Below are 14,343 nucleotides of genomic sequence, written 5' to 3'. Positions count from 1 at the left end.
TGCCGCCGCTCACGCCTCGAGACTGACGACCTTTCCCGGGTTCATGATATTGGCCGGATCGAAAGCCCGCTTGATGCGGCGCATCAGTTCGATCTCGATCGCCGGGCGGATCGCCGCCAGTTCGTCGCGCTTCAGCTGGCCGATGCCGTGTTCGGCCGAAATCGAGCCGCCATGGGCGAGCACCAGCTCATGCACGATATGGTTCATTTCGCGCCAGCGGGCGATGAAGGCGGCCTTGTCGGCGCCGATCGGCTGGGAAATATTGTAATGAATATTTCCGTCGCCCATATGGCCGAAGGCGCAGATGCGCGCGCCCGGCATGGCCGCTATGACGGCTCTTTCCGCTTCGGCCATGAAATGCGGGATCTTCGACACCGGCACGGACACGTCGTGCTTGATCGAGCCGCCTTCCGGCTTCTGGGCGTCCGACATGCTCTCGCGCATATGCCAGATCGCCTTCTGCTGGGCGACCGATGAGGCGATCGCGGCGTCCAGCACCAGACCGGCCTCGAAGCCCTGCTCCAGCACGCCATTCATCATCCGCTCCGCCGTTTCGGCTGAATCCGATGTCGAAATGTCGATCAGCACGTACCAGGGGTAAGCCGCTTGCAGCGGATCGCGGACGCCGTCGATGTGGCGCGTGGTGATCTCGACGCCGAAGCGCGGCATCAGCTCGAAACCGGTCAGCGATGTGCCGCAGAGGCTGGCGGCAAGATTGAAAAGCGCAAGCGCATCCTCGACCGAATTGAGGCCGGCGAACGCAACCTGGTGGCCGAGCGGCTGGGGAAACAGCTTCAGCACCGCCCCGGTGATGATGCCGAGCGTGCCTTCGGCGCCGATGAAGAGATCGCGCAGGTCATAGCCGGTATTGTCCTTCTTCAGGCGGCGCAGGCCATCCCAGATCTCGCCGGTCGGCAGCACCACTTCGAGGCCGAGGCAGAGCTGGCGCATATTGCCATAGGCAAGCACGGCCGTGCCGCCGGCATTGGTGGAGAGATTGCCGCCGATGCGGCAGGAGCCCTCCGAGCCGAGCGACAGCGGAAAGAGCCGTCCATGCGCCTCGGCCGCCTTCTGCACATCGGCAAGGATGGCGCCGCCATCGGCGACCAGCACATTCGCCACCGGGTCGACGTCGCGGATCCTCGTCATGCGTTCGAGCGACAGGATGATGTCGGCCTGGCCGGTGCGCGGCGTCTGGCCGCCGACGAGGCCGGTATTGCCGGTCTGCGGCACGATCGCCGTTCCGGTCTCGGTCGCAAGCTTCATGATCTCGGAGACTTCCTCGACCGAACCTGGCTTCAGCAGGAGAGGTGAGGAGCCATGATAGAGCCCGCGGTTTTCGATCAGATGCGGCGCCAGATCGGCGTCATCGCGCAGCGCATATTTTTCGCCGACGATTGCGGCGAAACGGTCGAGAAGATCGGTGGAAATGCCGGCGCTGTTCATCTGGTCGATCCTCTATCGCTTCTATCAGGTCAGTCAGTCGCGGGGCGCGGCGGCCCTTTGCAGCCGGTCGTTGATGGCTTCGCCGAGTCCGTCGTCCGGAATGGGCGAAAAGGCGATGCTCGACACCCCGCAGGCATCGGCTCGCTTCATGTAGTCGAACAGATTGGCCGCCGCTTCCGCCAGATCGCCGCGCGGGCTGAGGTCGAGGGCGATGCGTGCCTGGCGCGCGCCTTCGACCGCCGCACCGCCGAAGACGATCAGCGCTTCGCCGGGTTCCACCGCCGTCGCATTGAGGCGCACGCTGGCGCCCGGCGCATAATGCGAGGCGAGCATGCCGGGCGCCTCGATTGCCGCCGATGCCTTTTTCGCGCGCAGCAGCGGCTGGCCCGCCACGCGCTCGATCTCGCGCGCCGCCAGCCCGCCGGGCCGAAGCAGCCGTAGCCGGCCACCCTCCGCCTTGACGATTGTCGATTCGACGCCGACCGCGCTCGGTCCCGCGTCGAGGATCAACGGGATTCTCGCCCCGAGATCGGCTTCGACATGGGCCGCACTGGTCGCGCTGATGGCGCCTGAGGTGTTGGCGCTGGGAGCTGCGAGCGGCCGTCCGAAGGCGCCGATCAGGGTGCCGGCGAAGCCCTTGGGCACGCGCACGCCGACGCTGTCGAGGCCGGCGGTCGCCAACGCGTGGATCGGGCTTTCAGCCTTCAGCGGCAGTACGAGCGTCAGCGGGCCGGGCCAGAAGGCTTCGGCGAGCGCCCGCGAGACGGGGTCGAACTCGGCATGCTGTTCGGCCATCTCGAGATCGGCCATATGGCAGATCAGCGGATTGAAGCGCGGCCGACCCTTGGTTTCGTAAATGCGGGTGATGGCGGTCGGATTGGTGGCGTCGGCCGCAAGGCCATAGACCGTCTCTGTCGGCATGGCGATGGCAAAACCTTGGGAAAGAGCGGCACAGGCCGCTTCGAGCGCCGCCTGCCTGTCTGCCCTGATGTCGATGATGCGTGCCATATGCTGCCCGTGTCTGGTTCCGGCAGTCATTAGGCTTTCCGCGGCCGGCGATCAATCGCCTTGTTGGCTCACAGTTGGCGGATGATTTCGCGCAGCTGTTCGTTGCGGGCGCCGAGCAGCAGGATGTTTCGGATCGCCGCCTGCGGATCGTGGGTGCGAAAGAGCAGCCCATTGCCGCGCACCGAGCGGTCGATGGTCATCTTTTCGGCGGAATCCTCCCCAGGCTTGATCGCGACGGCGAAATACATCCGGGAATAGCCGACGTCGATCCGTTCGAAGAAATTGTCGTTGTCGCCGATATCGGAATAGAAATTGGAGATGTAGAAGGCCCAGCTCACCTCTTCATAATGGGCGAATTTGGTGCGCGCCGCGGTGACGTGGCAATAGCCGAGATGCGGGCTGTCCTGCAGCGTCCGGTGAAAGATCATCTTCGGAAACTGGATCGAGTGGTGGAAGCCGTTGATGTGCTGATGCGTCTTCTCGCCGGCCGCCTCCAGCTTGCGGCCGGTCTTTGCGGCGACCTCGTCATGGGTGAGGTAGCGCCTTTCCTCGGCCAGCCAGTGCCGCCGTTCGCGGGGGATGCGGCCGGTGCGCAGGAATTCGGAATGCGCGGCGACCAGTTGCCGCTCCTGCGGCCGGATTACTTCTTTCGCGTCGAAATAGCGGAGTCTGGCCATGGTTTACGTGCTTCGTCGGTCTGAGGTCGACAGCAGGATAAGAGCGTATGCTTAAAGCGGTATTAAGAGGCGACCGGCGCATCGGCGGAAGCCGGCGATGTCGTAAATGCGACAATCACCAATATCGGGGAGCCGCCCTCTTTGCCAATCCGGTCTTTACGCAATGTCGCAATTGACGATAATTGCCTGCAGAGTCCGACATCGGGTCGATCGCGAGGGGCTGTGTCGAAGCCTCGGCGCATCCTGTCGTCAATTTCGAAGCCGATGTCGCATTACAACCAAGCGGCAGGAATGCCAGGTGATTAAATGGCGTCATGAACAATTCTCCCGCAGGAGAAGGAAGCAGGCGCGCTTCCATAGCCTTCCGCTTGAAGGCGCGGCAGCCGGTGCACGAGGACATGAAGATGGATATTCGCAGCAACGTATTACGTCAGCTCAAGAACCGCCGCGAGGGCTTCAGCCTCGAACAGCCGTTCTACACCGACGAGGATTATTTCAAACTCGACATGGAGATGATCTACTATCGCGACTGGCTGTTCATGGGCCATGATTGCGAGTTGCCGAAGCCGGGCGCCTATTTCACCGTCCAGATCGGCTCTTATCCGGTCGTCATCGTCCGTGGCCGTGACAATGTCATCCGCGCCTTCCACAACAGCTGTCGTCATCGCGGCTCGCGCGTCTGCACGAAGGAGCACGGCTCTTCCGTGCGTCTCGTCTGCCCCTATCATCAGTGGACCTACGATCTCGACGGCAAACTTGCCTTTGCCCGTCACATGGGCGACGATTTCGACAAAACCGGCTTCAATCTGAAGCCCGTCCACTGCGAGAGCGTGGCAGGCTATATTTTCATCTGCCTCGCCGACACGGCCCCGGATTTCAAGCCGGTGCGCGACAAGATCGAGCCCTATATGGCGCCGCACCGGATCGGCGAGACCAAGATCGCGTTCCAGAGCACGATCATCGAGAAGGGCAACTGGAAGCTCGTCTGGGAAAACAACCGCGAGTGCTACCACTGCGCCGCCAATCACCCGGAACTCTGCCGCACCTATCCGGAAGCGCCGAGCGTCACCGGCACGGACGGCGGCGCCGACGACCCGGAGATCGCCGGCCATTGGGCGCGCTGCGAGGCCGCCGGCCTGCCGAGCAAGTTCCAGATCTCGCCGGACGGTCAGTTCCGCACCGCCCGCATGCCGCTGATCGAGGACGCCGAAAGCTACACTATGTCCGGCAAGCCCGCCGTGCAGCGCCGGATATCCGACGACATCTCGATCAATCGTATCGGCACGATGCTGCTCTTCCACTATCCGACGACGTGGAACCATCTGCTCGGCGACCACGCCATCTCCTTCCGGGTGCTGCCGCTCAACGCCAACGAGACGGCGGTGACGACCAAGTGGCTCGTCCACAAGGACGCCGTCGAAGGGGTGGATTACAATCTCGAGGAACTGACCCATGTCTGGACCGAGACCAACGATCAGGATCGCCGGATCGTCGAAGAGAATGCCTTCGGCATTCACTCGCCCGCCTATGAGCCCGGCCCCTATTCTTCCCTGCACGAGGGCGGCGTCATGCAGTTTCTCGAATGGTATTCGAACTTCATGGTGAACCGCCTGCAGGGCGATCAGGCGAAAATCTCAGCCGTCGCCTGAGCGCGCCGGTTGACCCCGCTTATCCAAAAGCGGCCCGTTCCGGCCGCTCTTGGAACCATTTTCTCCCGAAAGCGTTGCAAGACCAAGCGGTTATCGCTACTGAACGGAGAGAGAGAAATGATCGGCCTGAGAAACAAAATTGCGACCGCGGTATTGGCCGCCGCCGTCGTGCTGACGGGCTTCGTGCCGTCGCAAGCAATACAGATGCCGGCCGCGCCGCAGGTTGAAAAAACCTCGGCTGTCGAGAACGTCCAATACTACCGCGATTATTATCGGCCTTACCGCCGCGACTACTACCGGCCTGGCTATCGCCCCGGCGCCTACTACCGCCCCGGCTGGTATGGCGGCTATCGCGGCTATTCCTACTACCGCCCCGGCTATCGCCGCTATAACGGCTACTGGTATCCGCTCGCCGCCTTCGGCGCCGGCGCGGTCATTGCTGCTCCGCGCTACGCCGCGCCCGCGCCGCGCATGGGTTCGGCTCACGTCGCCTGGTGCGCGAACCGCTACCGGTCCTACCGCGCCTACGACAACACCTTCCAGCCTTATAACGGCCCGCGCCAGCAGTGCTATTCGCCTTATTGATGGGCCCTGAATGCTGCCCGTCACCCTTCCCCTTTCCCGCAAACGGAAGAGGGGAAGGGCCAAACGTGGGGAGCGAAGCGGAGGGCCGTGGCACGAAGGAACGGCGCAACAACTCAGTGAACGACGGTGATCACCGGAATGCCTGCTTCCTTGGCGGCACGGATTAGCGCTTCCCGCGCGTCCTCAGCCGGAACATCCCCATGGATCGCATCGCGGCACACCATGATAGCTGTAAGATATTCCTCCCCATCGTCGAGGGGCCAGCAGGCGGTCAGCATTTGGGCCGCCTCCCAGAGGCTCGCGACGAGCTTGTATTTTTCCGGCCCGTTCACGACGAGCATCAGAGGGCAAAATTCTCCAGGTGTGTGCCACTTCATGACATTAGACCTCCACACGGTGAACATATTAGTAACCGTGCAAGAACCGTTCCGGGCGAGGTGGTGGCATAAGCCAGTTGAGCACTCTGCCACCGCCGAGGCAGAAATCAGATGAACGAAGCGTCGCAATGCTGACAGTGGCCGCGTCCCACATGACGCGATAGGCGCAATGTCGCGCCATCCGCTGCGTCGGCGGCGAATTTGACAAGAATGTTAACCCAACCTCCGTCATCCCAGGCCTTGAGCCTGGGATCCATGGCCACTGCGGACCAGGGCAGCGTGGATCCTCGGGTCAAGCCCGAGATGACGGAGCGTTGGATGAGCTCTGTGGCAAGTACCGCAACGTTTGATGGTATAGAAGCGACTGCGCCTCCCGACAGTCACGTCTAACTCTCACCCTCAAAGAATATTCACCCGCCGCAGCAGCCACCAGGCAAACGCAATCGAGGCGATGATCAGGATGACGGCGTATTCCGTGCCGTAATCGCCGACGGCGAAGGGCAGGTTGGCGGTGTTCATGCCGAAGAAACCCGTCACCAGCGTCGGCGGCAGCAGGAAGGCGGTCATGATCGACAGCAGATAGAGGTGGCGGTTGGTTTCGGAGGATTGTTTGGAATCGATTTCTTCGTGCAGCAGGCGGGCCCGGTCCTGCAGCGCGTAGACATCGTGGTCCACCGTTTCCAGCCGGCTCGTCAGCCGCCGCGCCACGTCCTCGAAGCCGAAGGGCATTTCATCGTCATCGGCCGCCGCCGCGCGGCGCATCAGCGCCAGCACCGTGCGCAGATGCCGGTGCAGCCGGACCACGGTTCGCCGCACCGGCGCCAGCCGCCGGCGCTCGTCGCGCGGCGCATTGTCGTAGACGATATCCTCGATCTGGTTCAGCTCTTCGGTGAGCTCGATGACGATCGCAATCAGCGTGCGCTGGAACTCGATCACCAGCAGCTCGAACAGATCGACCGGCCGCGAGAATTTGCCCGGGTTCTTCTCGATCAGGGTGCGCGCCCGTTCGACGCTGCGCAGCGGCTGCAGCCTTGTGGTGATGATGAAGCGATCCGACATGGCGAAATGCAGCCAGCCGAGATTGTTGGTGTCCTGGTCGAAATCGCGCTGGCAATCGACGAGCGTGCCGTAGAGCATCTGCTCGTCGACGGTCAGCGCCGCATGCGTGTCATGCGTCGTCAACGCCGATTTCGCGTCTTCGGTCAGTCCGTCAAGCGTCTCGAGCAGGGCCGGCACACGGGCATCGACGAGGTTGAGATGCAGCCAGTAGAAGCAGTTCTCGGCGGTCAGATCCGCCACCGTCGCGGTGTTGGTCAGCCGCACCGCCGTCTTTTCATCCGGCGAGAAACGATAGGCCCAGACGAAACCGGGTATGTTGACGGGCAATGTATCCATTGGTCGCCGTTCCTTTGCGAGGGCGATCGATTGTCTTCAGTTCTCCATGCCGTCCATGGGCGCCGCTGTGCAAGAGGAAAGCACCGCGCCAGTGGAATTATCGCATCGCGCGGTATGAATCAAAATTGACGTTTACGTAAAAATCAACTAGCCCTTGCCGGGGAGGGCTTTGCATGCGGTGCAGGTACCCCACGGAGGAGGAAGCAATGTACAAGGCGCCCGTCGAGGAAATCGCGTTCACATTGAAGCATGTAGCCGGCATGAGCGAGGTGATGTCGAATGGTCTTTTCGGCGATCTCGGCGAGGATCTCGTCGACGCCATCCTGGCCGAGGCGGGACGTTTTGCCACAGAGGAAGTGGCGCCTCTCGCTGAAATCGGCGACCGCCAGGGCGCCCGCCTGATTGACGGCGAGGTCCGGCTGCCGGATGGCTGGCGTGACCTCTACCGCAACTGGATCGCCGGCGGGTGGAACGGCCTGACGGCGCCTGAAGCTTTCGGCGGCCAGGCTCTGCCCGATATGCTGAATGTCGCAGCGCTCGAAATGTGGAATTCCGGATCCATGGCTTTTGCGCTGGCTCCGACGCTGACGATGGGCGCGATCGAGGCGGTCAGCACCCATGGCAGCGCGGCGCTGAAAGAGAAATATCTGGCAAAGATGGTGTCGGGCGAATGGACCGGCACCATGAACCTGACCGAGCCGCATGCCGGCTCTGATCTCGGCGTCCTGAAAGCCCGCGCCGAACGCAGGCCCGACGGCAGCTATCGCATATCAGGCCAGAAGATCTTCATCACCTGGGGTGAACACGACGCGGCCGACAACATCATCCACCTGGTGCTGGCGCGGCTGCCGGATGCGCCGGCCGGCACGCGCGGCATCTCGCTCTTCCTGGTGCCGAAGTTTCTGGTGAACGACGACGGCTCGCTCGGGACCCGCAACGATCTCTTCTGCCATGCGCTGGAGCACAAGCTCGGCATCCATGGCTCGCCGACCTGCACGATGATTTATGGCGACGGCCGGTTCGGCGACGAAAAGGGGGCGATCGGCTGGCTGGTCGGCGAGGAGAACAAGGGGCTCGCCTGCATGTTCACGATGATGAACAATGCCCGCCTGGCGGTCGGCATGCAGGGGGTGGCGATCGCCGAGGCCGCCACTCAGAAGGCTATCGCCTATGCCGGCGAACGCACACAGGGCAAGGCCCCGGGCTGGTCGGCCGCCGGCATGAGCCCGATCATTGAACATCCTGACGTCGCCCGCATGCTTCTCACAATGAAGGCGCTGACCCAGGGCTCGCGCGCCATCTCCTATGCCTGCGCCCATGCGATCGACATGTCCCGCCGGGCAGGCGACCGCCGCCACTGGCAGGAGCGTGCCGCGCTGTTGACGCCGATCGCCAAGTCGTTTTCAACCGATGCCGGCGTCGAGGTCGCCTCGCTCGGCATCCAGGTGCATGGCGGCATGGGCTTCATCGAGGAGACCGGTGCGGCCCGTTATCTCCGCGACGCCCGTATCGCGCCGATCTACGAGGGCACCAACGGCATCCAGGCGATCGATCTCGTCACCCGCAAGCTGCCGCTTTCCGGCGGCGATCAGGTAAAGGGCTTCATCGCCGAGTTGAAGGGGATCGCCGACGGTGTCCGCCGCTCGAATCTCGATGGTTTCGGCGAGACAGCCGCGCGGCTCGATGCAGCCATCGCCGACCTTGAGCAGGCCACGGCCTGGCTTCTGGAGGCGCTGGCAGACGACAGAACCGCGGAAGCGCTCGCCGGCGCCACGCCCTATCAGCGCCTGTTCGGGCTGGTGCTCACCGGCTGTTATCTCGCCAAGGGGGGCCTGGCCGTGAGCGGCGACGGCAAAGCCGAGGGCCGAATCGCGCTCTGCCGCTTTGCCGCCGAAAACCTGCTCGCCGAGACCGCAGCCCTTCGCGACCGAGTCGTCAATGGCGCGGCAAGCCTTGCCGCCGCCCGCATTCTGCTTGTCTGAGGAAAACTCCATGACCGATCACATCATCGTCGAGCAGCCTTCCGCCCATCCCGGCGTCCAGCTCATCCGCTTCAACCGGCCGGAAAAGAAGAATGCGTTCACGCGGGCGATGTACCGCACCATGACCGATGCGCTGAATGGCGCCAATGCGGACGCGAAGATAAGGGTGACGGTGTTCCTCGGCACCGATGGCAGCTTTTCGGCCGGCAACGACATCGCCGATTTTCTGGCCGCCGCAACGGGCGGCGGCATGGGAGAGGAGCTGATCGATTTTCTCTACGCGCTCGTCAGATCCGAAAAGCCGCTGGTCTCCGGGGTCGACGGCCTGGCGATCGGCATCGGTACGACCCTCAACCTGCATTGCGACCTGACGATCGCTTCCGACCGCAGCCAGTTCCGCACGCCCTTCGTCGATCTGGCGCTGGTGCCGGAAGCGGCGTCCAGCCTGATTGCTCCGCGCATCATGGGACACCAGCGGGCTTTTGCCATGCTCGCCGCCGGAGAGACCTTCAGCGCCGAGGACGCACGGGAAGCCGGGCTTGTCTGGAAGGTGACGACGCCGGAAGAGGTTGAAAGCCAGACGCTGGCTGCTGCCGCAAAGCTTGCCGCCAAGCCGCCCGAGGCGCTGCGCATCGCCCGCGAGCTCGTCCGCGGCCCGCGCGAGGAAATTATCGCCCGCATCGATGAAGAGGCTCGCCATTTCTCAGCCCGGCTGAAAAGTGCAGAGGCGCGGGCCGCCTTCGAAGCTTTTATGCGACGTTGAGCCCCTATAATCTAACGGTTCTTGATGAGATTTTAAGCTCCTTTTAAGTATAAGCTAAATAACTAGAGCGCGACGGATTCCTCGGCCGTCCGGGCGCATGATGTGCTTGACCCCCTTGTTCAAATTCATCCAACGGTTGCCGCCGCCCATTTGGCAGCGTGCTTAACCGTTGCGCCCCCGAATCTATTTGAAGGAGTGCATGGCATGACAAAGAAGACCAATCTGATGACGCGCATCCTGGTTGCAGCGTCTATCGTGGTTCTAGCCGCTTTCGCCGCCTTTTCCTATTATATCGATTACGTTCAGCGTAGCGTGACCACCTCTTCAATCGAAGCGAATATCAAATCCTCGGGCGAGCAGGCTGCCCACAGCCTTGCCAACTGGATGAATGGGCGCGTCATCCTGACCGCCATGGTAGGCGATGCTGTCGGTAAGGCGGTCGATCGCGACAGCGTGCGCAAAGTCCTGCAGAATGACGTGCTCGTCACTCAGTTTGTCAGCACCTATTTCGGCGATGAGCAGGGCGTCTTCACATCGTGGCCCGACCTGCCGCTGCCGGCGGGTTACGATCCGCGCAAGCGCCCCTGGTATCAGGATGCCGTCAAGGCAAATGCTCCCGTGCTGACTGAACCCTATACCGATGCATCCAGCGGCAATCTAATCATCAGCACCGCGGTCCCGGTTTCCCGCGACGGCAAGCTTGCCGGTGTTGCCGCCAGCGACTTCTCGCTGGAAACCATGGTCAAGATGATCAAGGAGATCAATCTTGGCGGGCAGGGAGAGGCTTTCCTCGTTAATAGCAGCGGCCAAATTCTCATCCACCCCGATGCAAAGCTGGTGACGAAGACATTGGCCGATGCCTTTCCGACGGTCACCCCCTCGATCGGCGGCAGCCTCACAGAGACCGAATTTACCGGCAAACCGGTGCTCGTGTCCTTCGTACCCGTCGAGGGTCTTCCGACTGTAAAGTGGTATCTCGGCTTCGTGGTCGACAGCGACAAAGCCTTCGCCACGCTCAACCAGTTCCGCATCGCGGCCTTCGTCGCCACGTTTCTGGCCGTCGGCATCATGATTGCCGCCATGGCATGGCTGTTGCACGGCCTCGTCATCCGTCCAATCACGGCGATGACCGCCGCCATGCAGAAGATTGCCGGCGGAGATCTTTCCGCCGCCATTCCGGGCGAGGAACGCCATGACCAGATCGGCTCGATGGCGGAGACCGTTGCCGTGTTCAAGGCCAATGCCATCGACCGGGAGCGCCTGGAAAGCGAGGCTGAGCAGGGTCGCTCGCTGACGGAACGCGAGCGCCGGGAACGCGAAGCGCAGAAAACGCGTGAGGCCGCGGAGATCCGTGAGGCCGTCGATGCGCTTGCTGGCGCGCTCGGAGCACTTTCCGAAGGCAATCTTGCCCATCGCATCGATACGCCTTTTGCCTCCCACCTCGATCGCTTGCGCAGCGACTACAACACCTCGGTCGCCAAGCTGGACGCTGCCCTCCAGGCCGTCGGCAGCAATGCCCACGCAATTGACGCTGGAGCGACGGAAATCCGTACCGCCGCGGACGGTCTTGCCCGCCGCACCGAACAGCAAGCCGCCTCCGTCGAGGAAACGGTTGCCGCTCTGGAAGAGATCACTACGACCGTCAAGGATACCGCTCGCCGCGCCGAAGAGGCCGGCAGTCTGGTTGGCCGCACACGCAACGACGCCGAACATTCGGGCGAGATCGTCAGCAAGGCCGTCGATGCCATGACCAGCATCCAACAGTCCTCGGAGAAGATCTCAAGCATCATCGGCGTTATCGATGATATTGCCTTCCAGACAAACCTGCTGGCTCTCAACGCTGGCGTCGAAGCCGCACGCGCTGGTGAAGCCGGCAAGGGTTTTGCCGTCGTTGCCCAGGAAGTGCGCGAACTGGCCCAGCGTTCGGCCCAGGCCGCCAAGGAAATCGAAGGCCTGATCACGACTTCGAATGCTCAGGTTCGTTCAGGCGTCACACTCGTCGGCGATACCGGCAAGGCGCTCCAGTCGATTGTTACGCAGGTGCAGGAAATCAGCCGCCATGTCGAGGCGATTGTGATCGCCACGCGTGAACAGTCGACAGGCCTCGCCGAGATCAACACTGCCGTCAACACAATGGATCAGGGCACCCAGCAAAATGCAGCCATGGTCGAGGAACAGACGGCCGCCAGCCATGGTCTTGCCCAGGAGGCCGCGAAACTGATGCGGCTTCTGGCGCAGTTCAGACTCGGCGCTCAGGAAGCGTTGGCTGTCCGCCGCGCAGCTTGACAAAGGTTATCATCGGAGATGCCCGCGCTCGCCGCGGGCGTTTCCGATTGCCGAATGACGCCGGTTACTTCTCCAGCGTCGCCACCACCTCGACATGCGAGGTCCACAGGAACTGATCGATCGGCGTCACCCCGGTGATGCGGTAGCCGCCCTCGACGAGGATCGCCAGATCGCGCGCCAGCGTCAGCGGATTGCAGCTGACCGCGGCGATCTTCTTCACCGCCGATCGGGCCAGCTCCTTGCACTGGAACTCCGCGCCGGCGCGCGGCGGGTCGAAGACGACGGCGTCATAGGGCTTCAGCTCCTGCGTCATCAGCGGACGGCGGAAGAGATCGCGCTTTTCGATCGTCACCGGCTTCAACCCCTGGGTATTGCGGGCGGCCTGGTCGAGGGCTGCGAGCGCCTTCGCCTCGGCTTCGACCGCATGGACGCGGCCGACCCGCGCCAGCCTGAGCGAAAACGTGCCGGCGCCGGCAAAGAGATCGGCGATCCGTTTCGATTTCCCGGCATGGGCAAGCACCAGCTCCGCCATCGCCTCTTCCGCCGGCTTGGTCGCCTGGGCAAAGCCGCCAGCCGGCGGCGAAACCTCGACACCGCCGAATTCGACGATCGGCTTGGCCGGCTCGACGAGGATTTCGCCGTTCAGCGTCACGCGGGCGATGCCGCGCAAGGCCAGCACGGTCTCGATCGCCTTGCGCCGCTGCGGGTCGGAGAGTTTCCTGATCTCGTCGACTGCGAGATCGAGGCCGGAGAGCGTTTCGAGCACCGCCACCCGGAAGGGTTCGGCATTGGTCGCGAGCGAGGCGGCGATCGCCTTGATCGCCGGCAGCCGGGCGACGATCCCGGCCGACGAGATCGGACATTCCTCGATCGCGACGATATGATGGCTTTCGGCCTGGTTGAAGCCGATCAGCATATCCTTCTCGGTCTTGCGCGCCGCAAACACCACGCGCCGGCGCTCGCCCGGCCGGGCCGGAACGATCTCGCCGACCTCCGCCGTCAGCCCCTTGGATCTCAGCGCATCGACGACCAGCTGGCGCTTGAAGGCGCGGTAGGGGGCATCCGCCAGATGCTGCAGCGTGCAGCCGCCGCAGGTGCCGTTGACGCCATCCGGGCCGAAATGCCGGCAAGGCGGCTCCTGCCGGTCGGGTGAGGGCGCCGCGATCGACATGATCGTGCCATGGCTTTTGACGCGGGCGATCGCCACTGTTTCCCCCGGTAGGGAAAAAGGTACGTAGACCGGCCCCTCGGCCTGGTTTGCAATGCCATCGCCCTGGGCGCCGAGTTTCTCGATCGTGACGGTTTCGGTGCTCACGCTTTCAATCCTGCCAGAAGGTATTCCCGATTGCCGTCGCCGCCTGGTATCGGCGAGGGGATGAGGCCGAGGCTCTTCCAGCCCATGTCCTCGGTGAACCAGCGCTCCAGCTCGGAGGCAACCGCGGGAGCAGAGGAGGGATCTTTCAAAAGCCCGCCCTTGCCGATCGCCTCGCGCCCGGCCTCGAACTGCGGCTTGACGAGCAGCACGGCAACGGCGCCCGGCGCGGCGAGATCAAGCGCCGGCGCCAGCGCCAGCTTCAGCGAGATGAAGGAGACGTCGGAGACGATGAAGGTGGCGGGCTCGCCGATATCGTCGGCGCTGAGACTGCGGGCGTTGAGGCCCTCGCGGTTCGTCACCCGCGGATCGGCCGAGATCCGCGGATGCATCTGCCCATGCCCGACATCGATGGCGGTGACATGCGCAGCACCCCGCTGCAGCAGCACCTCGGTGAAACCGCCGGTGGAAGCGCCGATATCGAGACAGTGATGGCCGGCAGGATCGAGCCGGAAATGGTCGAGAGCGGCGGCGAGCTTCAATGCGGCGCGTGAGACGTAAGCCTGTGCCGGGTCGTGGATCTCGATCTCGGCATCGTCGCCGAAGAGCGCGCCGGCCTTGGTTACAAGCTGGCCGCCGATCCTGACGGTGCCGCGCTGCACGGCGTCGCGCGCCCGCGAGCGGCTGGCAAAGAGGCCGCGGGAGACGAGAAGCTGGTCGAGGCGTTGGCTGTTCTGAGCTGACATCGGCTGTGAATGACCGGCAAAGCCGTCGGTTGCAAGCATTTTATTCCCTGCGGATTGCCGGGCAATTCCTGAGGTGCGCAATTTAAGCAAATTTAAAGTCTGCCCGCATAGGGTCGG

The 14,343-nt window shown here is 63.2% G+C and carries 12 protein-coding genes; 5 read left to right on the top strand and 7 right to left on the bottom strand.

Annotated features, from left to right (window positions below; translation table 11 throughout):
* Window positions 1-9 precede the first annotated feature (9 nt).
* The 3 genes from HJB91_RS08010 to HJB91_RS08000 all read right to left on the bottom strand — a co-directional run bounded on the left by HJB91_RS08010 (window position 10) and on the right by HJB91_RS08000 (window position 3,131).
* Window positions 10-1,446, bottom strand: coding sequence for an FAD-binding oxidoreductase (locus HJB91_RS08010; protein ID WP_221154306.1), 1,437 nt, complete (start codon window positions 1,444-1,446; stop codon window positions 10-12).
* A gap of 33 nt (window positions 1,447-1,479) precedes the next feature.
* Entirely contained in the window at window positions 1,480-2,454 is a 975-nt protein-coding gene (locus HJB91_RS08005) for an L-threonylcarbamoyladenylate synthase (RefSeq protein WP_221146749.1), read from the bottom strand.
* Window positions 2,455-2,522: 68 nt separating this feature from the next.
* Window positions 2,523-3,131 carry a DUF6656 family protein gene (locus tag HJB91_RS08000; protein ID WP_210628971.1) on the bottom strand — a complete coding sequence of 203 codons (609 nt, stop codon included), beginning with the start codon at window positions 3,129-3,131 and terminating at the stop codon, window positions 2,523-2,525.
* Window positions 3,132-3,535: 404 nt separating this feature from the next.
* Here HJB91_RS08000 and HJB91_RS07995 point away from each other — a divergent pair, with 404 nt between their 5' ends.
* Together HJB91_RS07995 and HJB91_RS07990 are read left to right on the top strand one after the other, a co-directional pair.
* The gene (locus HJB91_RS07995) at window positions 3,536-4,780 is read left to right on the top strand and encodes an aromatic ring-hydroxylating dioxygenase subunit alpha (RefSeq protein ID WP_221154304.1); all 1,245 of its coding nucleotides are present in this window, start codon (window positions 3,536-3,538) and stop codon (window positions 4,778-4,780) included.
* 117 nt (window positions 4,781-4,897) lie between these two features.
* Window positions 4,898-5,365, top strand: coding sequence for a BA14K family protein (locus HJB91_RS07990; protein WP_168300709.1), 468 nt, complete (start codon window positions 4,898-4,900; stop codon window positions 5,363-5,365).
* Between the two features lie 113 nt (window positions 5,366-5,478).
* On the opposite strand, the gene HJB91_RS07985 is transcribed toward HJB91_RS07990, so the two are convergent.
* Window positions 5,479-5,742 (bottom strand): DUF982 domain-containing protein, encoded by a 264-nt coding sequence (locus tag HJB91_RS07985; protein ID WP_168300710.1) that lies wholly within the window; start codon window positions 5,740-5,742, stop codon window positions 5,479-5,481.
* 399 nt (window positions 5,743-6,141) lie between these two features.
* Window positions 6,142-7,137, bottom strand: a complete 996-nt coding sequence (locus tag HJB91_RS07980) for a transporter (RefSeq protein ID WP_210628967.1) — start codon at window positions 7,135-7,137, stop codon at window positions 6,142-6,144.
* A 206-nt stretch (window positions 7,138-7,343) separates the two neighbouring features.
* On the opposite strand from HJB91_RS07980, the gene HJB91_RS07975 reads away from it, so the two are divergent.
* The 3 genes from HJB91_RS07975 (at window position 7,344) to HJB91_RS07965 (ending at window position 12,168) form a co-directional block, all read left to right on the top strand.
* Window positions 7,344-9,119: an acyl-CoA dehydrogenase gene (locus tag HJB91_RS07975; RefSeq protein WP_221154302.1), complete on the top strand. Its 1,776-nt coding sequence runs from the start codon at window positions 7,344-7,346 to the stop codon at window positions 9,117-9,119.
* A gap of 10 nt (window positions 9,120-9,129) precedes the next feature.
* Window positions 9,130-9,882, top strand: coding sequence for a crotonase/enoyl-CoA hydratase family protein (locus HJB91_RS07970; RefSeq protein WP_221154300.1), 753 nt, complete (start codon window positions 9,130-9,132; stop codon window positions 9,880-9,882).
* A 204-nt stretch (window positions 9,883-10,086) separates the two neighbouring features.
* A complete protein-coding gene (locus tag HJB91_RS07965) occupies window positions 10,087-12,168 on the top strand; it encodes a methyl-accepting chemotaxis protein (protein ID WP_221154297.1) in 2,082 nt (693 codons plus the stop codon).
* A gap of 64 nt (window positions 12,169-12,232) precedes the next feature.
* Here HJB91_RS07965 and HJB91_RS07960 read toward each other — a convergent pair whose 3' ends face one another.
* Window positions 12,233-13,483, bottom strand: a complete 1,251-nt coding sequence (locus HJB91_RS07960; RefSeq protein ID WP_221154294.1) for a class I SAM-dependent RNA methyltransferase — start codon at window positions 13,481-13,483, stop codon at window positions 12,233-12,235.
* Entirely contained in the window at window positions 13,480-14,265 is a 786-nt protein-coding gene (locus tag HJB91_RS07955) for a TlyA family RNA methyltransferase (protein ID WP_221146676.1), read from the bottom strand. Before HJB91_RS07955 ends, HJB91_RS07960 begins: the two co-directional genes overlap by 4 nt.
* Between the last annotated feature and the right edge of the window lie 78 nt (window positions 14,266-14,343).

Origin of the sequence: Rhizobium sp. NLR10b (assembly GCF_019685435.1) — a bacterium.
Classification (GTDB): domain Bacteria; phylum Pseudomonadota; class Alphaproteobacteria; order Rhizobiales; family Rhizobiaceae; genus Rhizobium.
Note: the sequence above shows the minus strand (reverse complement) of the source record. Positions and strands in the feature narration are given on the sequence as shown.

Excerpts from the sequence above, each read along its gene's own strand:
- HJB91_RS08010 (WP_221154306.1), bottom strand. The coding sequence starts at position 1,446 with ATGAACAGCGCCGGCATTTCCACCGATCTTCTCGACCGTTTCGCCGCA.
- HJB91_RS08005 (WP_221146749.1), bottom strand. The coding sequence starts at position 2,454 with ATGGCACGCATCATCGACATCAGGGCAGACAGGCAGGCGGCGCTCGAA.
- HJB91_RS08000 (WP_210628971.1), bottom strand. The coding sequence starts at position 3,131 with ATGGCCAGACTCCGCTATTTCGACGCGAAAGAAGTAATCCGGCCGCAG.
- HJB91_RS07995 (WP_221154304.1), top strand. The coding sequence starts at position 3,536 with ATGGATATTCGCAGCAACGTATTACGTCAGCTCAAGAACCGCCGCGAG.
- HJB91_RS07990 (WP_168300709.1), top strand. The coding sequence starts at position 4,898 with ATGATCGGCCTGAGAAACAAAATTGCGACCGCGGTATTGGCCGCCGCC.
- HJB91_RS07985 (WP_168300710.1), bottom strand. The coding sequence starts at position 5,742 with ATGAAGTGGCACACACCTGGAGAATTTTGCCCTCTGATGCTCGTCGTG.
- HJB91_RS07980 (WP_210628967.1), bottom strand. The coding sequence starts at position 7,137 with ATGGATACATTGCCCGTCAACATACCCGGTTTCGTCTGGGCCTATCGT.
- HJB91_RS07975 (WP_221154302.1), top strand. The coding sequence starts at position 7,344 with ATGTACAAGGCGCCCGTCGAGGAAATCGCGTTCACATTGAAGCATGTA.
- HJB91_RS07970 (WP_221154300.1), top strand. The coding sequence starts at position 9,130 with ATGACCGATCACATCATCGTCGAGCAGCCTTCCGCCCATCCCGGCGTC.
- HJB91_RS07965 (WP_221154297.1), top strand. The coding sequence starts at position 10,087 with ATGACAAAGAAGACCAATCTGATGACGCGCATCCTGGTTGCAGCGTCT.
- HJB91_RS07955 (WP_221146676.1), bottom strand. The coding sequence starts at position 14,265 with ATGCTTGCAACCGACGGCTTTGCCGGTCATTCACAGCCGATGTCAGCT.